Source organism: Defluviimonas aquaemixtae (genome assembly GCF_900302475.1).
Taxonomy (GTDB): domain Bacteria; phylum Pseudomonadota; class Alphaproteobacteria; order Rhodobacterales; family Rhodobacteraceae; genus Albidovulum; species Albidovulum aquaemixtae.
This window is the reverse complement of record NZ_OMOQ01000003.1, coordinates 536,308-556,199: the sequence shown is the minus strand read 5'-3', so window position 1 is coordinate 556,199 and position 19,892 is coordinate 536,308. Positions and strand designations below refer to the sequence as shown.

Below are 19,892 nucleotides of genomic sequence, written 5' to 3'. Positions count from 1 at the left end.
CATGCAAAGCTCGGCCCGCTATGGAACTGACGATAGCCCCCGAAATGATGCGGCAAGGCCTGCACGCATGACAGATTATGGGCGTTCCAACATTGCCGCATTCTACCTCGATCCGTCAGTGCTGCATCTGAACCACGGCGCCTACGGCGCGGTCCCCCGGCGGGTGATGGCCGCGCTGCAGCACTATCAGACCGAGGCGGAGGCGCGCTGCTCGACCTTTTTCCGCGACAGGTACGATCCGATGCTTACCGAACGGCTGGACTTGGTCGCCCGACGGTACGGCGGACAAGGCTGCGAGTGGGTCTTCGTTGAAAACGCCACCGCCGCCTGCAACGCCATCTTCCTGTCCTGCCGGCTGGAGGCGGGCGACGAGATTCTTTTTACCTCGGCGATCTACGGTGCCGTGAGGAACGCCCTGCTGCATTGGCAGGGGACGCGCGGCATCACGTTGACGGAACTTCCAATGCGGCTACCGGTGGAGGACCCGGCGCAGGTCGTCGATCTTGTCCGTGCAGCACTTTCGCCCAAGGTGAAGCTCCTCGTGATCGACCATGTGACGTCGACATCGGCGCTGAGGCTGCCCGTTGGCGAAATCGCCGCCCTTTGTCGGGAAAGCAGCACCAGGGTGCTGGTGGATGGCGCACATGGGCCGGGGCAAATCGCGCTGGACGTGCCCGCACTTGGCGTGGATTACTACACTGGGAACGCGCACAAATGGCATTTCGCCCCGAAGGGGTGCGCGATGCTGTGGGTGCGTCCGGGCCTGGGCGGCACGGTGCATCCGACGGTCATCTCGCATGGCTACCGAACGGGATTGCACGGCGAGTTCAACTGGATTGGCACGCGCGATGCTAGCGCCTGGTTTGCCTTTCGCGATGCCGTCGAGGCCCATGACGGGTTCGGCGGCAAGGCGTTGATGCGGCGAAACCGCGATCTGGCGGCAGAGGCCGGCGCCTGCCTCGCCGAGGCGCTCGGAACCGTAGTGGCGGGCCCGCCCGAGATGCAGGTCGCGATGTCGACGATCCTGCTGCCAGTCAAAGCCGATGCCACGGCCAGCGAGCGCATCCAGCGCGATTTCAGCACGCACTACGCGATGGAGACGAGCTTCGTGCCGTGGGAGGACCGCCTGGCGATCCGGATCTCGGCGCAGGTGTACAACGAACTGGAAGACTATGAGACGCTGGTGACGGCCCTGAAGGACTACTTCGACCTGTCCTAGCGTCCACGCCCTAAGGATCGACATGCCGGATCGGCGCCCAAACATCCTGTTCCTCATGCCCGACCAGTTGCGCCGGGATTTCGTGGGCGTCTACGGACAGGGTTTCGCGGACACCCCGAACATCGACGCGCTGGCGGCCCGCGATGTCGTCTTCGAGCGGCGCCTGTCGCCGTCGCCACGCCGCATTCCGGCGCAGGCCTCGATGCTGGCGGGGCACAATGCGCTCTCGACCGGCGCTCTGAACAACAACCACTGGCTCCGGCCAGATCACGACGCTTGCGGCGTTCCGAGCTTTGCCCGGCTGCTTTCGGAGAGCGGCTATCATACCGAGGCCAGCGGCAAGATGCGTTTCATTCCCTGGGATATCAGCGAGGGGTTCGACCACCGGGTAATCGCCGAGGACAAGCGTCGCATCCATATTCTGGAAGTGTCTCAGATCGTCCGAAACCTGGGACGGCCTGTCACGCCGCGCGGGGCTCGGCGCCGCCCTGCCGGAAAGCGGCGGGCGAAACGCCGATCTCTTTCTTGAACACCCGGCTGAAGGCCGATTCCGAGGCGTAACCAGATGCTTCCGCCGCCTCGGCCACGCTAAGCCCGCGCGCACTGAGCGCCTCGCGTGCGATCTGCATCCGCCATGAAGTCACGTAGCTCATCGGGGTTGAGCCGATACGCGCCGTGAACCGTTCGGCGAAGCCGGTGCGGGAAAGTCCAGCCTCGCGGGCGAGCGCCGCCACGGTCCAATCCGCAGTGGGATCACGGTGAAAGGCGGTGAGCGCGCGCGCAAGGTGCGGGTCCGCGAAGCCTGCCACGCCGCGATCGACCTCGCGCGCCTGCTCGATATACGCCCGGATCGCCTGGGCGAAGATCGCCTCGGACATCTTGAGCGCGATCAGGTCACCGCCCAACCGCGCGCCGCCCGCCTCGGCGCCGATCACGCGAAGCGTGGCCTCAAGCCAAGGGCCCGCCTCGTCGCCGTAACCCCGCAGATGAATGAAGGGGGGGAGCTGGTCGAACAGCAGGTGCTTTGAGCCCTCGGCCAAGGCGAAATGGCCACAGATCAGTTGCGTGTCGCGAGGGCTTTCGTCACCACCCCAGACCAAAGTGCCATGGCCCGGAAAACCGGCGCGCGACAGAATATCGTCAAGCGGCAGCGCTTCGTCCGGGCCGGTATGGCGACATGACAGGACATGCGCGGTGCCATGGGGGATCACGATCAGATCACCCTGGGCGAGATACACCGGCGCCGGCACGCCCGCCACCCTGACGAGCGCCTCGCCCCGATGCGCGAAGTGAAAGCGCGCGACATCGCGGAAGGACGGGACGCGCACGCCCCAAGGTTCGGTGAAGCTCGTGCGGAAGTAGAGCGTACCCCGGAGCGAGAGGCGGGTGAGGATGTCGCTGAGCAGATCAAACATGATGACCAAACTTACAAGTGAATTCAACAAAGTCCAGATCTCTGGACGATCAGGCATATAGTTCGGACTATTTGGCATTAAAGAGACGGAAGATTCGGAGTTTCTTGTTGCCGTGCCGCATCCGGGTGGAAGAAGTCCATCTGCCACGGGCTGCGGCGCCCTCGCTCCGTGCGGATCGGGGACGCTCCCATCAATCAAACAAGGAAATCCAATGTCTCGCAATTTCACCTTCGCCGCCGCCGCGCTGACCGCGCTCTGCGCCTTCGGTCCTGCAATGGCCGCCGATGAGGCCAATGTCGCTCCGGGACTTACCTATGGCGGCGCGCCGCTGGGCCTGCATGGCGCCGATCCGGTTTCGCTGCTTGACCATGGCGAAAACGCGGAGGGCAACGCCTCTCATGCCGCCGCTCACGACGGGGTCGCCTATTACTTCGCTTCGGAAGAAAATCTCAAGGCGTTCGAGGCGAATCCGGCCCGTTACGTGCCGCAATACGGCGGTTTCTGCGCTTTCGGCGTCTCGGTCGGCAAGAAGTTCGACGGCGACCCGAGCTTTGCCGCGGTGATGGATGACAAGCTTTACGTCTTCCTCAACGAGGATGTCTACAAGGCCTACCTCAAGGACGAGGCCGGCACCATCACCAAGGCGGAAGAGAACTGGAGCACGATCGAACACACCGCCGCGACGGATCTCTGATCCCGTGCGCCAAACCCGGGCCGGCCTCTCCCATGCCGGCCCGGACCTATCACGGAAAAAGACATGCCGACTACCATTGCCCTCGCAAGCCACGCACTCTGCCCCTGCGTCCAGCGCATCGCCATTGCCCTCACCGAAAAGGGCGTGGCGTATGACCGCCTGACCGTCGATCTGGCGAACAATCCAGAATGGTTTCTGGAGATCTCGCCCCTGGGACGGACGCCGGTCCTCAAGGTGGGTGACGCGGTCTTCCGCAATCTCGATACCTTCGAGTCTCGTAGGCGCCATCTGCGGTGACGGAACCGATCTCTTCAGCCACCGGGATCTGGCTGAGCAGATCAGGCAGCACCGGCGCATCCCCGATGTGGCTCGCGGTGATCTCGACGGCCCGGATCTCCAGCGTTTGCTCATCGATCCCGAGATGGATCTTGCGCCAGACCCGCCGTTTCGGGCCGCCATGCTTGCGGACGTGCCGCTCGCCTTCCCCCTCAACCTTGATCCCGGTGCTGTCGAGCAGCAGATGCGGCGAGCTCCTGGAGCGCCGATACGGGATGTTCACCGCCAGGGTCTTTTGGCGACGCGAAAGCGTGCTGAAGTCGGGCACTGCCCAGTTCAGGTCGACCAGGCGCAAAAGGCTCTCGACGAAGCCCGTCGTCTGCCTGTGTGCCATGCCAAGCAGCACCTGCATGGACGGCAGGTCTGCATGGCCGCATCGCTTCAGCTCTGCTGGCGGCCACGCCTGCCAGTCGGCGTGGCCTCCCAGCTCATCTCGGAGTCGAACAAGACCGTCAGCGAGCCCCGACGATTGAGCGCATCATTGCCGGCCGGCCAATTCTTGGTCTTGTAGACGGGAGGTGTGGGTCTGCTCATGCATCCCAGCCACCATGATGGATTCACAAGATGAATCCCTCATAGGATTTGCGCAACAGAGCCTCGCCGCATCGGGGCATCGCGGTGAACATTTTCCGACAATTTCGCCGGGACCCAGCCGCAAACAAAATTGTCCCCCCGGTCTGTCCCGGTTCGGGCGGATCGGACGTCTTTCCTGTGACCACCAACCAAAAAGGAAAGTACCATGAAGTACCTTACCCTGGTTTACCGAAACTCCGAAATCGAGATGAGCCCGGAGACTTTCGAAGGATATCGCGCCTTGACCGAAGAGCTTGCAAAGACCGGCGCGCTGGCCGGCGGCAGACCGCTGCGACCCGCACCGGAAAGGTCCTGCAGTAGGCGCATGGATGGAAAGACCTCGGCCAGGAAGGGCGCGGTCGGGCTCAGCGCGCATGAACTCGTCGGCTTCTATCTGATCGACTGCGAAAACGAAGCGGATGCTCAGGAGGTCGCCGCGCGGATCCCCGACGCCGGGCACGGTTTCGTCGAGGCGCGGCCATTGCTTCAGCACTGAAATCTCAGCGGCCTGCGGTGCGGGCGTGCACTGCCCCGCGGCACTCAGGGACACGCATAGATGAACGGCCGGTCTCGGACAAGCTGCTGCATCGCCGAATACCCGTTTCTGCGAGCGCGAACACCATTTCTCCATATCTGCACGTGCAGTCGCCTTGGTGGCATAGGTCCGGGTTAGTCCCGCAATGCGGACGTTGCAGCCCCTTTGTCGGGACGGATGCCATACACATACCCGACACAGGCCATACACATTCCAGCTTGTAATTATCGATCGTATTCAACGCCTTACCCACACTACCCCTCCCGAACGCAAGACCCCATTAACCTTCCCGTAACCCTGTCTTATGCTCGCCGGATCCAGAACAGGCGAGGGACGACATGACCATCCATATCGGCGCGAAACCCGGCGAGATCGCCGACACCGTCCTCATGCCCGGCGATCCCTACCGCGCGAAATGGGCGGCCGAGGCGTTCCTGAAGGACCCCATCTGCGTCAACCAGGTCCGCGGCATGCTGGGCTTCAGCGGCACCTGGAAGGGCAATCGCGTCACGATCCACGGCTCGGGCATGGGCATGCCGAGCCTGTCGATCTACGCCAACGAGCTTATCCGCGACTACGGTGCCAAGACGCTGATCCGGATCGGCTCTGCCGGCGCGATGCTGAAGGAGGTGCAGATCCGCGATTTGGTAATCGCGATGACCTCGTCGTCGATTTCGACCCCGTCTCTGGGGTTTTTCAGGGAGATGAACTTCGCCCCCTGCGCCGATTACGGCCTTCTGGAAAACGCGGTTGTGGCCGCGCGGGAGAGGGGCACGCGGGTCCATGTCGGGGGTATCCATTCCTCGGACGTTTTCTACGACGAGCGCCCCGACCTGACCGAGATGCTTGCTCGCCACGGCGTCCTCGCCGTCGAAATGGAGGCGGCAGAACTTTACACGGTCGCCGCCCGCCACGGGGCACGGGCCCTCGCCATCCTGACGATCTCGGACCATCTCGTGACGCATGAGGCGCTGTCATCCGAGGACCGCGAGCAAAGCTTCGGCGACATGGTGGAGATCGCGCTGTCAGCCGCGTTCGCGTAAAAGGATGGGCTCGGCCCTTCATCTTCGTCAGACATGAACCCGTCAGGCATCTGTCCGATGGCCACACCGCCATCGCAGGCAGATCATTGCCGTGTCCACGACGGAGGCCACGATGACGCGTCTGACGCTCGCACTGCTGCCCTTCCTTCTCGCGGCTGTCGCGCAGGCAGAGCCCTGCGAGCTCACCGGCCAGACAACTGAGCCGATCCCCGAGGCCAAGCTCTTCATCGAGAACAACGCGGGTGACGGCGACATGGGTGTGCACGGACAGTTCGACAGCCACGGCTGGCAGGAACTTTGCCTGTTCGATCCAGCTGGCGATATGATCGTCCACGTCAGTCCAGAGCGGAGTTTCCGCGATCTCGGCCTCAGCGGCGTCTTCTGGGAGTCGGTTGAACCAGTCTACGGAGATTGGGGCTATGATGACCTCAAGACCGACTTCCCTGAGGGAGAGTACGGGGTGCGCGCGGTCGGCCTCGACGGCACGATGCAGGTTGGCACGGCGCGATTTACGACCGTCGTGCCCTCCATGCCGGTCATCACGGCACCAACGACCGTTCCCGACGCGATGTCTCCGGGCATGCCGATGATTCCGGTGTCCGACATGGAGGTGACATGGCTGCCGGTGACGACCTCCGTCGACGGCCGCCCGGTCGACATCGTCGCCTTTCAGTTGACGGTGGTGAAGGAAAACCACACCGACCCCGACGCTACATCGCGTCCCGCGTTCAGCGTTCACCTCTCGGGCGATGCGACCGGGTTCACCGTTCCGGCGAGCTTCTTCGACACCAACTCGCTTTACGAGCTCGAAGTGCTGGCGATCGAGAGAAGTGGAAACCGAACGATCGGCGGTGCGTCGTTTTTCCGGACTGAATGATATATAATCATGCAGGCGCTTGAACCGGGATGCGTGGCAGAAAACCAGGAATCGCGATGTCGAAACCGATGATCCTCGCAGTAGTTGCCGCAGTGCTCTTTATCGGACTCGCGGTGGTGGAGCAGGTGCGGTCGTCCGAACCCTTCACGCTCATCGGATTGATCCTCGATGTGATGGAAACGGGGCTTCTGGCCGGGGCGATCATACTCGCCGCGAAGGTGCAGATCGACTTCCGAGACCTCAGGCGCGAGCGGCGCGATCTCTTGAGTGACCTTCAACATGCCCGCCGCGAGGGTGACCAATGGCGGGCACAGGCGCGGTCCCATGTCGAGGGGCTTTCGCGCGCCATTGTCGCGCAGTTCCGGCATTGGGAGTTGACGGACGCCGAGGCGGACGTGGCCGCACTGATGCTGAAAGGGCTGAGCCACAAGGAGATCGCGACGCTTCGCGAGTCGGGCGAGGCGACTGTGCGCCAGCAGGCTGCGGTTGTATATCGCAAGTCGGGGCTTGGCAGCCGCGCCCAGTTGACCGGTTACTTCCTCGAAGACCTGCTTGCCCCCGTCGCCGAGCGCAGCGCCGACCACCGCCACTTCGACGTCGTGTCATCGCGCACGGAAGATGGAGCTGGCTGAGATGGTCATGCGGGCCCGATGCCGTGGCTCCTGTCGTAGGCGCTCTGCGCGGGGGGCCGCCAGTCGTCAAGCGCGTTCTCACCGGGGCGCAGAACCTCAACTCTCAGCGGATGGCAAGCCGCGCTGTCGGACGAGTGCTCTGACGAGCAGTCGCCACCCGGACAGGCAGACAGCGCGCCGAGGAGATCGATCTCGGCGAAGAACTCAAGATAATCGCCTGGGCGGACCGGCGAAGCCTTCATGAAATACTGTCCCGTATCGCGGGTGAACCCGGTGCACATGAAGACGTTCAGCACATCGTGGACGTGCCGCTCGGCGTCTACAGGCGACCTGCGCGTTTCGGCCGACAGTGCCCGGATCAGGTTCGAGTGGCAACAATGATGATACTGGCCGCCACCGCTCAGGAGGTTGTGCGTGTAGGGGTCGCAGCGCGTTCCGATCACGTCGTGCACCGACCCGCCGGAGGCATCGAAGCCGTACCAGTCAAGCGTGTCATGCGTGATCGTGGCCATCGGCCTGAGATGCGGAAAGGAGGACCACATCCTGTCACCGGTCGACAGATGGGTCCCGTGCAGGGCCCGCGTCTTGCCCGAATAGAAACGCTCCGAGAGGTCATTGGCGTTCCAGAGATTGAGGTCGCCGACCTGTGGCCCCTCGACGGAAAGGATGCGGAAGAATTGTCCCGCGGATACTCGAAAGCAACGCGCCTCGCGCGGGGGCACAAGGTATTCCGCCACAAGGTCAAGACCCGCGCGGGCGGCCTGGTAGAGCGCCATAGGCGCGGGTGGGAGCGCCGCAACCGGGTAGCAGATCACCGGTGGGACGGCACGGCGTTCGTCGGCGTCGGCGGGCGCGTCGGTCTCGGGGCGCTGGGGTTTCATGACTATCTCCTCGCTCGCCGTGCATCCTTGCCGGGCACCTGCCTGGAGGTCAATCGGGACGCAGGCGGCGGCGCGGCTCACCCTGGCAGACTGCCCCGCAGGCCGCGCAGCGATAGGCGTCCGGTCCGAGGTTTCGGTCAAGCCGCCAATGGCGGCCGCGCCGCTGCGTCTTTCCCCGCGGGACCAGCCAGAGAAAAAAGACGACAGAGACCAGAAGCGCAAGAAGAAGGAAAGGCATCCTCGGATCTAGCACGGTGCGGGTGCGGGTGAGCGGAGGCAGATGGCCGAGTCGCGACGTAAGCGCGTTTCGCACGAATGTCAGACAAAGTGCGCGGTTGTGTCGTCAACCTGAAGCGACGTACCCGGTTCGTACCGGCGCAATGCGCTTGTGCCGCCTCCCCCGGCCATTAGTCTTTGCGCATCCCGCGCTGCGGGCGCAATCTCACAACCAGAAGAATAATCGCAGGAGGATTCGTTTCCATGAACAAACTGCTCGTCACAACCGCTCTCGTGATCGGTCTCGCTCTTCCCTCGGTCGCCGCCACCCCGCAGCCGGGTGAAACCCTCGCTCAGAACCAGAACTACACCTACTGGCTGCTCGACGCGATCAAGTCGATGGACCCCCAGATCAACACCGATGTCGAAGGCTCGGGCATCATGCGCTCGCTCTTCGAGGGGCTCTACAACGAAGACCAGGAAGGCGGTCTCGTCCCCGGCGTGGCCACGAGCCACGAGCTTTCCGACGACAAGACGACCTACACCTTCCACCTGCGCGACAACGCCAAGTGGTCGAACGGCGACCCGGTGACCGCGCAGGACTTCGTTTATGCCTGGAAGCGCCTGGCCGACCCGGCGACCGCATCGGAATACGCCTGGTACATGGAGCTGATGCAGGTCGCGAACGCGGCCGAGATCATCGCGGGCGAAAAGCCGGTCGACGAGCTCGGCGTGACGGCGGTCGACGACCACACGCTCGAGGTCAAGATCACGGCTCCCCTGCCCTACTTCCCGAAGATGCTGACCCACGCCTCGACCTTCCCGGTGAACCAGAAGGTCGTCGAGGAATTCGGCGACAAGTGGACCGAGCCCGGCAACCTCGTCGGCAACGGCGCCTATGTGCTGAAGGAGCACATCTTGGGCGAGAAGGTCGTGATGGAGCCGAACCCGGAATACTGGGATCACGAGAACACGGTCCTCCAGACCGTGACGGCACTGACGATCAACGACAACGACGCCGCGCTGACGCGCTACCTGGCGGGTGAGCTCGACCGCGTGCAGATCCCGGCGGGTCAGTACCCGCGCCTGAAGGAAGAGTATCCGGACGAGGCGATCTCGGTGCCGCAGTCCTGCTCGTACATCTACATGTACAACCTCGACGAGGCCAAGGGGCCGGAGGCGCTGAAGGACGTGCGGGTGCGCAAGGCGCTGTCCTACGCGATTGACCGCGACATCGTGGTCAACAACATCCTGCAGGGCGGCCAGGCGCCGTCCTACAACTGGACCCACGCCGCGACCGAGGGCTTCGAGATGCCCGAGATCGACTATGCGAGCTGGACCCAGGAAGAGCGCACTGCGAAGGCCAAGGAGCTTCTCGCCGAGGCGGGCTACGGGCCGGACAATCCGCTGAACCTGACGCTCAACTACAACACGTCCGAGGCGCACAAGAAGATCGCCATCGCCGTGCAGCAGTTCTGGAAGCAGATCGGCGTGAACCTGACGATCAACAACATGGAGTGGAAGGTTCACACCGACAAGATGCAGAACCAGGACTTCGAGCTTGCCCGTTACGCCTGGTGCGGCGACTACAATGAAGCATCCACCTATCTCGACCTCTTCACCTCGTATTCAGGCCACAACAACGGCAAGTTCTTCTCCGAGGAGTATGACCGGCTGATGAAGGAGTCGAAGACGGCTGAGAAACCGGCGCCGCTTTACCAGCAGGCCGAGCAGATCCTCGCCGAGGAGATGCCGTTGGCGCCGATCTACCAGTATACCAAGGTCGAGATGATCAAGCCCGACATCCGGGGCGCGGGTCTGACGAACCTGATGCAGAACTGGTACCTCAAGGACATGTACCGCGTCGCCAACTGAGGCGGCTTTCCAGGGCGCGCCCGGTCGGGGCGCGCCCTCACTCTCGCGGTCGGACCCGAAGCCATGATCTCCTACATCGTCAAGCGTCTGGCCATCGCCATTCCGACGCTTCTTCTGCTTATCATCGTCTCGTTCCTGCTGATGCACGCGGCCCCGGGCGGGCCCTTCACGCAGGAACGTGCGCTGCCGCCGCAGGTGCTCGCAAATCTGGAGGCGAAGTACGGTCTCGACCAACCCCTCTGGAGGCAGATGGTCAATTATGTCTGGGGGATCGTCGCGCATTTCGATTTCGGCCCGTCCTTCATCTACAAGGACCGGAGCGTCAATCAGATCATCGCCCAGGGATTTCCGGTGACGCTGACCTACGGCGCGATCTCCTTCGCCGTGGCGGTCATCGTGGGCGTGACGCTCGGCGTCGCCGCCGCCATTCGCCACAATTCCTGGCTCGACTACCTCGCCGTGGGCGTCTCGATCGGTGCGCAGGTTCTGCCCAACTTCGTGATGGCGCCGATCCTGGTGCTGGTCTTCACGCTCTGGTTGAGATGGCTGCCGGGCGGCGGTTGGGAGGGCGGCCAGTGGGAATACATCGTCATGCCCGTCATCGCCTTGTCCACGTCCTTCATGGCGTCGATCGCGCGGATCACGCGGTCCTCGATGCTGGAGGTGCTGAACTCCAACCATATCCGCACCGCCCGCGCCAAGGGCCTGCCCGAGCGCAAGGTGATCCTGCGCCACGCGCTGAAGCCGGCGATGCTGCCGGTGATCTCCTATCTCGGCCCCGCCTTCGTGACGATGATCACCGGCTCGGTCGTGGTGGACATCTATTTTTCGACGGGCGGCATCGGCAAGGCCTTCGTCGATTCGGCGCTCAACCGCGATTATGCGGTGATGATGGGGGTCACGATCCTCGTCGGCGCGCTCACCATCCTCTTCAATCTCGTGGTCGACATCCTCTATGCCTGGATCGACCCGAAGATCCGGTACTGAGCCATGGTCGTCGACACGATAAAGATGAAGAGCCTGAGCGACCGGCTCGCCGCAGAAGAGGTCAGGGGCCGCTCGCTCTGGGCCGACGCGCGGCACCGGTTCCTGCGCAACAAGGCCGCGGTCGGCGGGCTGATCGTGCTGATCCTCGTCGGGCTCTTCGCGATCTTCGGCAATTACATCGCCGCCTGGTCGAACGAGGAACTCGACTTCACCGTCATGGGCCAGGTCGCCCAGCTCGGCGCGCCGTCGCTGTCGAACGGCCATTATTTCGGCACGGACGATCTGGGCCGCGACCTTTTCGCGCGAACCGTGCAGGGCACGCGCATCTCGCTGATGGTCGGCATCGTCGGCTCGGCCATCGCCGTCGTCGTCGGCACGCTTTACGGCGCGACGGCGGGATATGTCGGCGGGCGCGTGGACAACATCATGATGCGCAGCGTCGATATCCTCATGTCGATCCCCTACATGTTCGTCCTAATCCTTCTGCTGGTGATGTTCGGCCGCTCGATCGCCATGCTCTTCATCGGCATCGGCCTCATCTCCTGGCTCGACATGAGCCGGATCGTCAGGGGCCAGACGCTCAGCCTCAAGCACAAGGAGTTCATCGAGGCCGCGCAGGCGACGGGCGTGCCTTCCTACAAGATCATCTGGCGTCACATCGTGCCGAACCTCCTCGGCGTCGTCGCGGTCTACGCGACGCTCCTCGTGCCCTTGATGATTCTCACCGAAAGCTTCATCTCCTTCCTCGGGCTCGGCGTGCAGGAGCCGCTGACGAGCTGGGGCGCGCTGATCTCGGAAGGCGCGGGCACGATCAACTACGGCACACTCTGGCAGCTCGCCTTCCCGCTCTTCTTCTTCATCATCACGCTCTTCGCGTTCTTCTTCGTCGGCGACGGCCTGCGCGACGCGCTCGACCCGAAGGACCGCTGACATGGCTCTTCTGGAAGTCACGGACCTGAGTGTCAGCTTCGACACAACCGATGGCACGGTGAACGCCGTCAGCGGCGTCAGCTTCGCGCTCGACAAGGGCGAGACGCTCGGCATCGTGGGCGAAAGCGGTTCCGGCAAGAGCCAGCTTTCGTTCGCGATCATGGGGCTTCTGGCCAGGAACGGCACCGCGCGCGGCTCGGTGCGCTTCAACGGCAAGGAGATCCTGAACGCGCCTCCCTCCGTCATCAATCCGATCCGGGCGAACCAGATCGCGATGGTCTTCCAGGATCCGATGACCTCTCTCAATCCCTACATGCGCGTCTCCGACCAGATGGCCGAGGTGCTCGTCCATCACAAGGGAATGCGACGATCCGAAGCGGTGAGAGAGGCCGTGCGGATGCTCGAGGCGGTCAAGATCCCCGACGCGGCGGGCCGGATCGGCCTCTATCCGCACGAATTCTCGGGCGGCATGCGGCAGCGGGTCATGATCGCGATGTCGCTCCTTTGCCGGCCGGAACTTCTGATCGCGGACGAGCCGACGACCGCGCTCGACGTGACCGTTCAGGCGCAGATTATAATGCTTCTGGCCGAGCTTCAGCGCGACTTCGGCATGGCGACGATCCTCATCACCCACGATCTCGGTGTCGTCGCGGGATTTTGCGAGGACGTGCTGGTGCTTTACGGCGGTCAGGTGATGGAGCAGAGCCCCGTCGATCCGCTCTTCATGGCTCCCTCGCACCCGTACACCCGAGGCCTGCTAAAGGCGATCCCGCGGGTCGACCATGAAGGGGACGAACTGGACTCCATCCCAGGCAGTCCACCAAACATGACGAACGCGCCAAAGGGCTGCCCCTTCGCTCCGCGATGCGACTATTCGGCGGAGGATTGCTTCGATCATCTCGATCCGCTCATCGAGTTCGCGCCCGGCCGCTGGCGGGCCTGCAACCGCACGCTGGAGGAACTGGCATGACCGAACCGCTTCTCAGGGCCGAGGACCTGCGCGTCACGTTCGAGCTTCGCCGGGCGGGCGACATGCCTTGGGCGAAACCACGCCTTCTGCACGCGGTGTCTGGCGTGAATTTCGAGCTCTTCGCCGGTGAGACGCTGGGCGTCGTCGGCGAGTCTGGCTGCGGCAAGTCCACCCTCGCCCGCGCGCTCATCCAGATGGTGCCGGCAACCGGCAAGGTGATCTGGCAGGGCAAGACCGATCTCCTGTCGCTTTCGAGGCGCGAGATGCTGAAGTACCGATCCGACATCCAGATGGTCTTCCAGGACCCGCTGGCGAGCCTAAATCCCCGCATGACCGTCGGCCAAATCATCGCCGAGCCGCTCCGCACCCACCGCCGCAATTTGTCTGGGGACGAGGTGAAGGTAAGGGTCAAGAAGATGATGGACCGCGTCGGCCTCCTGCCCAACCAGATCAACCGCTATCCGCACGAATTCTCCGGGGGTCAGTGCCAGCGGATCGGCATCGCCCGCGCGCTGATCGTCGAGCCGAAGCTCCTGATCTGCGACGAGCCGGTCTCTGCCCTCGACGTGTCGATCCAGGCACAGGTCATCAACCTCCTGTCGGAGCTGCAACGCGATCTCGGCCTCGCGATGATCTTCATCGCGCACGACCTGTCCGTCGTCAGGCACATCTCTGACCGCGTCCTCGTTCTCTACCTCGGCCGCGAGATGGAAGCCGCGACAAGCCATGACCTCTATGCCGACCCGCAGCATCCCTACACCCAGGCGCTGCTTTCCGCCGTGCCGATCCCGGATCCGGAGGCCGAGCGCCACAAGAAGATGATCCCGCTCGAGGGCGAGCTCCCCTCGCCCTTCAACCCGCCCTCGGGCTGCGTCTTCCGCACCCGCTGCCCCCGCGCGGAACGAGTCTGCGCCGAAGTGGTGCCGGAACTGACGCGCGGGCAGCACGCCGTCGCCTGCCATTTCCCCGGTCCGCTCACCGGTTCGCGCAGGGCAATGGAGCAGGCCTGACGCGACGGTTCATGTTTGGATGCCGAGCGGGCGGCGCGAAGTCGGTACCTTACCGCGCTGTCGCCTCCTTCAGAAAGGCGATCAGATCGGCGCGGTCATCCGGTCTCGCGATCCTTTGCATCGGCATCTTCGAACCCGGAACGAAGTGGTCGGGACCGAGTTCGAAGAGCCGGTCGATCGTGGCATCTGTCCAGACGATATCCGACCTCCGCAGCGTCTCCGAATAGCCGTAGCCCGCGACCGACCCCGCGGGCCGGCCAAAGAGCCCGTGCAGCGTGGGGCCCGCGCGGCGACCGCCCTCGGCGCCGAGCACGTGGCAGATGGAGCACTTGCGCAGGAACTGCCGCTCGCCGTTCGGCAATTCCGCGGGCGGTCTGAGGAACGACAGGTTCGCATCGGCCATCCTCGTGCCGGTATCCGGCGACGCGACCGGCCAGCTGTACACCGCGTTGTCCAGCCCCCCGGCATGCACGTTCGCCCCGTCCGGGGAAAAGGCCAGCGCCCAGATCGGCCCGTGGAGCGTCGCCCGGAAATCCCCGGCAATGAGCCGCTCCTCGGTGTCCACCACCATGATGTAGCCCTGCGCATCGCCCACGGCGAGCCGGTGCGAGCCGGCGTGATAGGCCATCGCGAGGATCGGCCGCCGGTCGAGCGTGAAATCCGCCAGCGTTTCGCCTTCGGGCAGAGACAGGATGCGGGTGCCGCCGTCGACGGCTCCGTAGGCAATCCAGCCCTCGTCCTCGCTGACGATGAGCGTGTTGATCCCGAAGCCATGATGGACAAGCTGTTGGAGTGCTTCGCCCGTCCACGCGTCCCAGACGCGAAGCGTGCCGTCCGCCGACGACGTATAGATCCGTGCGCCGTCGGGGGAAAAGGCAACGTCGGTGACGCTGCTCGTATGTCCGACGATCTTGACCGGATGGTCGGTGCCGTCGACGCTCCAAATCCGCGCCGTTCCGTCCCAGCTTGCCGATGCGACGCGGGCGCCATCGGGCGCCGCGGCGAGCCGGCCGACCTTGCCCGCATGCCGCCCCAGCACCTGACCTCCCCCAGTGGCCGCATCCCAGACCCGGATCGTGAAATCGTCGCCGGCCGTAGCAATGCGACCGCCGCCGAGATCCGTAACCGCATTGACCGCGGCGTCATGACCCTCGAGCCAGATCGGCCGCCCGTCGCGCCAGATTCCCACGGAGTTGTCGAAGCTCGCGGTCAGGATCGTCCCATCCGCGCCGACCGCTATGTCCTTGATCGGCCCGCCATGTCCCTCAAGGGTGAAGAAGTCCTGCGCGTCCGCGCTGCCGGCCAGAGCCGACAGGACCACCGCGCTAAGCGCGACCAGCGCTGGCATCCATCGTTCCACGGCCATTGCCTGCCCCTCGGTCGACTCGCCCTGGCAGTGGCACGCGCCCGGGCGGACGCTAATAGTATAAGGTTGGAACAGCGGTCCGGTCCACTGATCCGGATGCCTGCGTCGGCGGGACCCCGGCCTTCCAACCGCCCGGCGGGCCTGAGCGCCTCGCCTTGCCGGGGCAAGCCGCTGGATGGGGGCCTTGCGCTCGCCCCTCTGACGCGCGAGTCTCAGCCGAACCGGCGGCGCTGCCGCTCGAGTGGCGCCGTCTGCGCGCGATCAGTTGGGCAAGGCAGGATGATCCCGGTTATCGACGGTCACAACGATTTTCTGCTCAGGCTTCTGCTGGCGCCCGAGCGGCGTGAAACGATCTGGCTGAAAGGCGATGGTACGGGCCAACTCGACCTGCCGAGGATGAAGGCCGGAGGCTTCGCGGGCGGCTTCTTCGCGGTATACGTCCCTTCGCCTACCGCGTCCGGCGCGTCCGACTACGATGCAGTCATGGACGCGCCGCCCTATGACCTGCCCCTGCCCGACCCGATCGACGCGCACGCGGCCCAGCCGATCGCGGCGGCGATGATCGGACATCTCATGTGGATGGAGCGAACGGGAACTCTCACCGTCTGCCGATGCGTGAGCGAACTCCGCGATGCGATGGACGACGGCAGGATCGCTGCCATCCTCCATTTCGAAGGCGCCGAGGCGATTGGAACTGACCTCGATGCGCTCCATCTGTGGCATGCGGCGGGGCTCAGATCGCTCGGACCTGTCTGGTCGCGGCCGACATTGTTCGGCCATGGCGTGCCATTCCGCTTCCCCGGATCGCCCGATACCGGTCCGGGCCTGACCGATGCGGGCAAGGTGCTGGTTAGCGAATGCAACCGGCTCCGCATCATGGTCGATCTCAGCCATTTGAACGAGAAAGGTTTCGAAGACGTTGCGAACATCTCCGACGCGCCGCTAGTGGCAACGCATTCGAACGCCCACGCCGTCACGCCGTCAACGCGCAATCTGACCGACAGGCAACTTGACGCGATCCGGGCCTCAAACGGTTTGGTTGGATTGAATTTCGCGACGGTATTCCTGAGCCCGGACGGCCGAAAGTCTCCCTTCAAGGGCTGGGAGCCGATTCTGCGACATCTGGACCACCTGATCGATCGGCTGGGCGAAGATCGCGTCGGATTCGGCTCGGATTTCGACGGGGCGACCATGCCGGAGGAGATCGGCGACGTGGCTGGGCTGCCGCGCTTGATAGACGCGCTACGCAAGCATGGCTACGACGACGCGCTGATCGAAAAGCTCGCCTATCGAAACTGGCTGGCGGTGCTGGAAAGGGTCTGGGGCGAATGAACCTGCCGGTCCTTCCCAACAAGGCCGCGCGGCGCCTATTCCTCGACCGTCACGCGCTGATCGAACCACCTTCCGGCCCCGCCAAGGGCGACGATCTTCTGACGCTTATCCACCGGCTCGGCTTTGTGCAGGTCGACAGCATCAACACGGTAGAACGTGCCCATCACATGATCCTCTGGTCGCGCCGACAGAGCTACCGCCCTGGAAATCTCAAGCGGCTGATCGAAAAGGACCGGAGGCTGTTCGAACACTGGACACATGACGCCTCGGTGATCCCGACCGAATTCTTCCGCTGGTGGAAGTTGCGCTTCGCGCGCGACGGCGAGCGTATCCTCAGCCGCTGGTCGAATTGGCAAGGGCCCGAGTTCCACAACAAGGTCGAGGACGTGCGCGCCCATGTCTGCGCGGGCGGACCCGTCGGCTCGGGCGAGGTGGGCGAAGACGAACAGCGCGGAAAGGGCGGCTGGTGGGAATGGCATCCGTCGAAGACCGCGCTCGAATTCCTTTGGCGGACCGGCGAACTTTGTGTCTGTCACCGGCGAAACTTCGCGAAGATCTATGATCTCACTGAACGCATCTATCCAGACGCCCATAGCTGCGCGGTCCCGACCGAGGCCGAGACCATCGACTGGGCCTGCAATGCCGCGCTCGACCGGCTGGGCTTCGCGACCTCGGGCGAGATTGCAGCATTTTGGGATCTCGTGACGCCGGTCGAGGCGAAGGACTGGTGTGCAAGCGCCCGCGCCCGCGGCGATATCATGGAAATCGCGGTCGAGGGCGCAGACCGCAATCCGCGCCGATGCTTCGCTCGGCCCGACATCCTCAAGGCCGCCGCGGCAGTGCCCGAGCCCGCCGGCCGCATTCGCATCCTCTCGCCCTTCGATCCTGCGCTGCGGGACCGGAACCGGGCCGAGCGGCTCTTTGGCTTCCGCTACCGGATCGAGGTTTTCGTCCCCGAGGCCAAGCGAGAATACGGCTACTACGTTTTTCCGGTGATGGAGCAGGATCGGCTGATCGGCCGGATAGACGCGAAATGCCTACGCAGCGACGGCGCGCTATCCGTTGCCGCCTTCTGGCCCGAACAAGGCGTCTCGATGGGTAAGGGGCGCTTCGCCCGGCTGGACGCCGAACTCGCTCGCCTTGGCCAGTTCACCGGTTGCCGGGATGTTCGCTACGCCGACAAGTGGCTTCGGCTCACTTAGACCGCCGGAAGAACCGCGCCCGTGCGTAAAGCTCTTCGAGCCTATTCATTCGCGCCTGCGTTTCCTCCCAAGTGAGGCTTTGCACAGCCGCCATCAGAGTTTCGACCAGCACCTGGATCGCCACCGTGGAATCCCAGGCCGAGGGCGCTTCGATATGGGCCGAGAACCGATAGCGCGCGCGCTCGGCGGCCGGAGAGACCCACTGATCGGTAATCAGCACAACTTCGGCGCCCTGATCTGCGGCCATCTCGACAAGCGACAGAACGTTGTTCTCGTATCGCCGGATATCGAAGGCCAGCAAGACGTCACCGGCTGCCATGTCGATCAGCGCGGGCGGCCAGGCATTCGACATGTCCGAAATCAGCGTCACGTCGCGGCGGATGACCTTCATGTGGGTCACGAAGTAGTCCGCCATCGCATGGGTGATCCGCCCGCCCATGGCGTAGATCTTGCGCCTCCGGTCGGCCAACAGCCGCGCCACCGAATCGAATTCCGCGTGGTCGATCTGGCTCAAAGTCGCGTGAAGGTTCCCCACGACAGCGTCGGCAAACCGGTTGAGGACATGCGTATCCGGTGCACCCTCCGCCCAGCGGTCATGCTTGGCGATGGGCGAGATCAGACGCTCTTCGACCTCGGCCCTTACTACAATCTGAAAGTCCGGATAGCCCCTGTAGCCAAGCTTCTGCACCAGTCGCACCACTGTAGGCGTCGAAACCTCGGCCGCCTTGGCAAGGGCGGTGATGGAAGCGAGCGCGGCGACCGGATAGTGCCGCACGATGTGCGAGGCCAACTGCCGTTCGGCGCGCGTCAGTTCGTCGAAGCGCGCCTTGATCTGCTGTTCGACGGTTCGCGCGGCACCCGGCACGTCAAGCTCCTTCAACGCGCCCAAGCGGCATTTAGGCGCTCAAGAAAAGATTGTAACAGAAATGCTAGAAAAGAAAGTATCTTGACAGAATGACAGTCGCCGATGGAGCCTTGAATAGGTGAATCGGGGGACTATCCGACAGTAATGGCGGCGAAGACAAAACTTGCCCTTCCGGTCGTGACGACCGAGAACCGCGAGGCAGTGGGCCCTTTTCTCATTGTCTGCGAACACGCTTCGAACCATTTTCCCCGCACCTTCGGATCCCTTGGCCTCGAAGCCGAGGCGCAGAACGCGCATGTCGCCTGGGACCCGGGTGCGTTGCCACTGGCGCGCGCGCTTGCCAATGCACTCGACGCGACGCTCGTCTCCGCCGGGATTTCGCGGCTCATATACGATTTGAACCGTCCGCCGAACTCGGCGGGCGCGATGACCGAGAGAAGCGAGCTGTTTGAGGTTCCCGGCAATTTCGCTCTCGCGGCTGCTGAGCGACAGCGCAGGACGGACCTTGTTTACCTGCCCTTCCACGCCGCGCTGCACGCCGAGATCGCAAGACGGCTTGCGAGCGGGCGCCGACCTGTCATCGTTACTGTGCACAGCTTCACGCCCATCTATTTCGGCACGCGGCGCGACGTTGAACTCGGCATAATACACGATGCCGATCCGCGCCTGGCAGAAGCCGTCCTTGCCGAGGCGAAGGCCCGGACGGGCCTGAATTGCCGACTCAACGAGCCCTATTCGGCCGCCGACGGCGTCACGCACTTGCTCCGCCTTCAGGCGACACCTTACGGGCTTCCCAATGTCATGCTGGAAATACGCAATAACCTTATCGCCGACGACGTTGCGGTCGCTGCGATGGCCGAAGGCCTCACTCCGGTGCTGACCGCTGCGCTGGACCGGATCGGGCGCGCGGCGATGGAAAGGGCGGCCGTCTGAC

Annotated in this window: 20 protein-coding genes and 1 pseudogene; 16 read left to right on the top strand and 5 right to left on the bottom strand. The window is 63.9% G+C overall.

What is annotated here, in order from left to right:
• Positions 1-67: 67 nt before the first annotated feature.
• Positions 68-1,219: an aminotransferase class V-fold PLP-dependent enzyme gene (locus DEA8626_RS17830; RefSeq protein ID WP_181366509.1), complete on the top strand. Its 1,152-nt coding sequence runs from the start codon at positions 68-70 to the stop codon at positions 1,217-1,219.
• Between the two features lie 22 nt (positions 1,220-1,241).
• Positions 1,242-1,748 (top strand): sulfatase-like hydrolase/transferase, encoded by a 507-nt coding sequence (locus DEA8626_RS17825; protein WP_108854549.1) that lies wholly within the window; start codon positions 1,242-1,244, stop codon positions 1,746-1,748.
• On the opposite strand, the gene DEA8626_RS17820 is transcribed toward DEA8626_RS17825, so the two are convergent.
• Entirely contained in the window at positions 1,681-2,634 is a 954-nt protein-coding gene (locus DEA8626_RS17820) for an AraC family transcriptional regulator (protein ID WP_108854548.1), read from the bottom strand. The genes DEA8626_RS17825 and DEA8626_RS17820 overlap by 68 nt on opposite strands.
• Positions 2,635-2,845: 211 nt before the next feature.
• Here DEA8626_RS17820 and DEA8626_RS17815 point away from each other — a divergent pair, with 211 nt between their 5' ends.
• The gene (locus tag DEA8626_RS17815) at positions 2,846-3,328 is read left to right on the top strand and encodes a YHS domain-containing (seleno)protein (protein WP_108854547.1); all 483 of its coding nucleotides are present in this window, start codon (positions 2,846-2,848) and stop codon (positions 3,326-3,328) included.
• A gap of 63 nt (positions 3,329-3,391) precedes the next feature.
• Positions 3,392-3,625 (top strand): glutathione S-transferase N-terminal domain-containing protein, encoded by a 234-nt coding sequence (locus DEA8626_RS17810; protein ID WP_108854546.1) that lies wholly within the window; start codon positions 3,392-3,394, stop codon positions 3,623-3,625.
• Here the strand turns inward: DEA8626_RS17810 and DEA8626_RS17805 are convergent.
• A pseudogene (locus DEA8626_RS17805) lies at positions 3,585-4,198 on the bottom strand (IS5 family transposase); the annotation flags it as partial. The gene DEA8626_RS17810 and the pseudogene DEA8626_RS17805 overlap by 41 nt on opposite strands.
• Positions 4,199-4,403: 205 nt before the next feature.
• Between DEA8626_RS17805 and DEA8626_RS17800 the strand changes: the two are divergent.
• The 4 genes from DEA8626_RS17800 to DEA8626_RS17785 all read left to right on the top strand — a co-directional run bounded on the left by DEA8626_RS17800 (position 4,404) and on the right by DEA8626_RS17785 (position 7,324).
• Positions 4,404-4,733 carry a YciI family protein gene (locus tag DEA8626_RS17800; RefSeq protein WP_108854545.1) on the top strand — a complete coding sequence of 110 codons (330 nt, stop codon included), beginning with the start codon at positions 4,404-4,406 and terminating at the stop codon, positions 4,731-4,733.
• 377 nt (positions 4,734-5,110) lie between these two features.
• Positions 5,111-5,815 (top strand): purine-nucleoside phosphorylase, encoded by a 705-nt coding sequence (gene deoD, locus DEA8626_RS17795; protein ID WP_108854544.1) that lies wholly within the window; start codon positions 5,111-5,113, stop codon positions 5,813-5,815.
• A gap of 112 nt (positions 5,816-5,927) precedes the next feature.
• On the top strand, positions 5,928-6,692 hold the full coding sequence (locus DEA8626_RS17790; RefSeq protein ID WP_108854543.1) for a hypothetical protein: 765 nt from the start codon (positions 5,928-5,930) through the stop codon (positions 6,690-6,692).
• 56 nt (positions 6,693-6,748) lie between these two features.
• Positions 6,749-7,324 (top strand): helix-turn-helix transcriptional regulator, encoded by a 576-nt coding sequence (locus DEA8626_RS17785; RefSeq protein WP_219929218.1) that lies wholly within the window; start codon positions 6,749-6,751, stop codon positions 7,322-7,324.
• A gap of 5 nt (positions 7,325-7,329) precedes the next feature.
• Here the strand turns inward: DEA8626_RS17785 and DEA8626_RS17780 are convergent, their stop codons facing one another.
• A complete protein-coding gene (locus tag DEA8626_RS17780) occupies positions 7,330-8,205 on the bottom strand; it encodes an urea carboxylase-associated family protein (RefSeq protein ID WP_108854542.1) in 876 nt (291 codons plus the stop codon).
• Between the two features lie 480 nt (positions 8,206-8,685).
• On the opposite strand from DEA8626_RS17780, the gene DEA8626_RS17770 reads away from it, so the two are divergent.
• From DEA8626_RS17770 to DEA8626_RS17750, 5 genes are all read left to right on the top strand, one after another.
• The gene (locus DEA8626_RS17770; RefSeq protein WP_108854540.1) at positions 8,686-10,296 is read left to right on the top strand and encodes a peptide ABC transporter substrate-binding protein; all 1,611 of its coding nucleotides are present in this window, start codon (positions 8,686-8,688) and stop codon (positions 10,294-10,296) included.
• Positions 10,297-10,359: 63 nt separating this feature from the next.
• Complete coding sequence (gene oppB, locus DEA8626_RS17765) at positions 10,360-11,283, top strand: oligopeptide ABC transporter permease OppB (protein ID WP_108854539.1); 924 nt, start codon at positions 10,360-10,362, stop codon at positions 11,281-11,283.
• A gap of 24 nt (positions 11,284-11,307) precedes the next feature.
• Entirely contained in the window at positions 11,308-12,213 is a 906-nt protein-coding gene (locus tag DEA8626_RS17760) for an ABC transporter permease subunit (RefSeq protein WP_245890906.1), read from the top strand.
• Position 12,214: 1 nt separating this feature from the next.
• Complete coding sequence (locus DEA8626_RS17755; RefSeq protein WP_108854537.1) at positions 12,215-13,183, top strand: oligopeptide/dipeptide ABC transporter ATP-binding protein; 969 nt, start codon at positions 12,215-12,217, stop codon at positions 13,181-13,183.
• Entirely contained in the window at positions 13,180-14,193 is a 1,014-nt protein-coding gene (locus tag DEA8626_RS17750) for an oligopeptide/dipeptide ABC transporter ATP-binding protein (RefSeq protein ID WP_108854536.1), read from the top strand. Before DEA8626_RS17755 ends, DEA8626_RS17750 begins: the two co-directional genes overlap by 4 nt.
• Positions 14,194-14,242: 49 nt before the next feature.
• Here DEA8626_RS17750 and DEA8626_RS17745 read toward each other — a convergent pair whose 3' ends face one another.
• A complete protein-coding gene (locus DEA8626_RS17745) occupies positions 14,243-15,559 on the bottom strand; it encodes a c-type cytochrome (protein ID WP_245890905.1) in 1,317 nt (438 codons plus the stop codon).
• 279 nt (positions 15,560-15,838) lie between these two features.
• Here DEA8626_RS17745 and DEA8626_RS17740 point away from each other — a divergent pair, with 279 nt between their 5' ends.
• Positions 15,839-16,891 (top strand): dipeptidase, encoded by a 1,053-nt coding sequence (locus DEA8626_RS17740; protein ID WP_108854535.1) that lies wholly within the window; start codon positions 15,839-15,841, stop codon positions 16,889-16,891.
• On the top strand, positions 16,888-18,093 hold the full coding sequence (locus DEA8626_RS17735) for a winged helix-turn-helix domain-containing protein (protein WP_108854534.1): 1,206 nt from the start codon (positions 16,888-16,890) through the stop codon (positions 18,091-18,093). Before DEA8626_RS17740 ends, DEA8626_RS17735 begins: the two co-directional genes overlap by 4 nt.
• On the opposite strand, the gene DEA8626_RS17730 is transcribed toward DEA8626_RS17735, so the two are convergent.
• A complete protein-coding gene (locus DEA8626_RS17730) occupies positions 18,086-18,958 on the bottom strand; it encodes a MurR/RpiR family transcriptional regulator (RefSeq protein ID WP_108854691.1) in 873 nt (290 codons plus the stop codon). The two genes, DEA8626_RS17735 and DEA8626_RS17730, sit on opposite strands and share 8 nt — an antisense overlap.
• 144 nt (positions 18,959-19,102) lie before the next feature.
• Between DEA8626_RS17730 and DEA8626_RS17725 the strand changes: the two genes are divergently transcribed.
• Positions 19,103-19,891 carry an N-formylglutamate amidohydrolase gene (locus DEA8626_RS17725; protein WP_108854533.1) on the top strand — a complete coding sequence of 263 codons (789 nt, stop codon included), beginning with the start codon at positions 19,103-19,105 and terminating at the stop codon, positions 19,889-19,891.
• The last annotated feature ends 1 nt before the right edge of the window (position 19,892 follow it).

Coding starts and splice junctions, on each gene's coding strand:
- DEA8626_RS17830 (WP_181366509.1), top strand. CDS start 68: ATGACAGATTATGGGCGTTCCAACATTGCCGCATTCTACCTCGATCCG.
- DEA8626_RS17825 (WP_108854549.1), top strand. CDS start 1,242: ATGCCGGATCGGCGCCCAAACATCCTGTTCCTCATGCCCGACCAGTTG.
- DEA8626_RS17820 (WP_108854548.1), bottom strand. CDS start 2,634: ATGTTTGATCTGCTCAGCGACATCCTCACCCGCCTCTCGCTCCGGGGT.
- DEA8626_RS17815 (WP_108854547.1), top strand. CDS start 2,846: ATGTCTCGCAATTTCACCTTCGCCGCCGCCGCGCTGACCGCGCTCTGC.
- DEA8626_RS17810 (WP_108854546.1), top strand. CDS start 3,392: ATGCCGACTACCATTGCCCTCGCAAGCCACGCACTCTGCCCCTGCGTC.
- DEA8626_RS17800 (WP_108854545.1), top strand. CDS start 4,404: ATGAAGTACCTTACCCTGGTTTACCGAAACTCCGAAATCGAGATGAGC.
- deoD (WP_108854544.1), top strand. CDS start 5,111: ATGACCATCCATATCGGCGCGAAACCCGGCGAGATCGCCGACACCGTC.
- DEA8626_RS17790 (WP_108854543.1), top strand. CDS start 5,928: ATGACGCGTCTGACGCTCGCACTGCTGCCCTTCCTTCTCGCGGCTGTC.
- DEA8626_RS17785 (WP_219929218.1), top strand. CDS start 6,749: ATGTCGAAACCGATGATCCTCGCAGTAGTTGCCGCAGTGCTCTTTATC.
- DEA8626_RS17780 (WP_108854542.1), bottom strand. CDS start 8,205: ATGAAACCCCAGCGCCCCGAGACCGACGCGCCCGCCGACGCCGACGAA.
- DEA8626_RS17770 (WP_108854540.1), top strand. CDS start 8,686: ATGAACAAACTGCTCGTCACAACCGCTCTCGTGATCGGTCTCGCTCTT.
- oppB (WP_108854539.1), top strand. CDS start 10,360: ATGATCTCCTACATCGTCAAGCGTCTGGCCATCGCCATTCCGACGCTT.
- DEA8626_RS17760 (WP_245890906.1), top strand. CDS start 11,308: ATGAAGAGCCTGAGCGACCGGCTCGCCGCAGAAGAGGTCAGGGGCCGC.
- DEA8626_RS17755 (WP_108854537.1), top strand. CDS start 12,215: ATGGCTCTTCTGGAAGTCACGGACCTGAGTGTCAGCTTCGACACAACC.
- DEA8626_RS17750 (WP_108854536.1), top strand. CDS start 13,180: ATGACCGAACCGCTTCTCAGGGCCGAGGACCTGCGCGTCACGTTCGAG.
- DEA8626_RS17745 (WP_245890905.1), bottom strand. CDS start 15,559: ATGGCCGTGGAACGATGGATGCCAGCGCTGGTCGCGCTTAGCGCGGTG.
- DEA8626_RS17740 (WP_108854535.1), top strand. CDS start 15,839: ATGATCCCGGTTATCGACGGTCACAACGATTTTCTGCTCAGGCTTCTG.
- DEA8626_RS17735 (WP_108854534.1), top strand. CDS start 16,888: ATGAACCTGCCGGTCCTTCCCAACAAGGCCGCGCGGCGCCTATTCCTC.
- DEA8626_RS17725 (WP_108854533.1), top strand. CDS start 19,103: ATGGCGGCGAAGACAAAACTTGCCCTTCCGGTCGTGACGACCGAGAAC.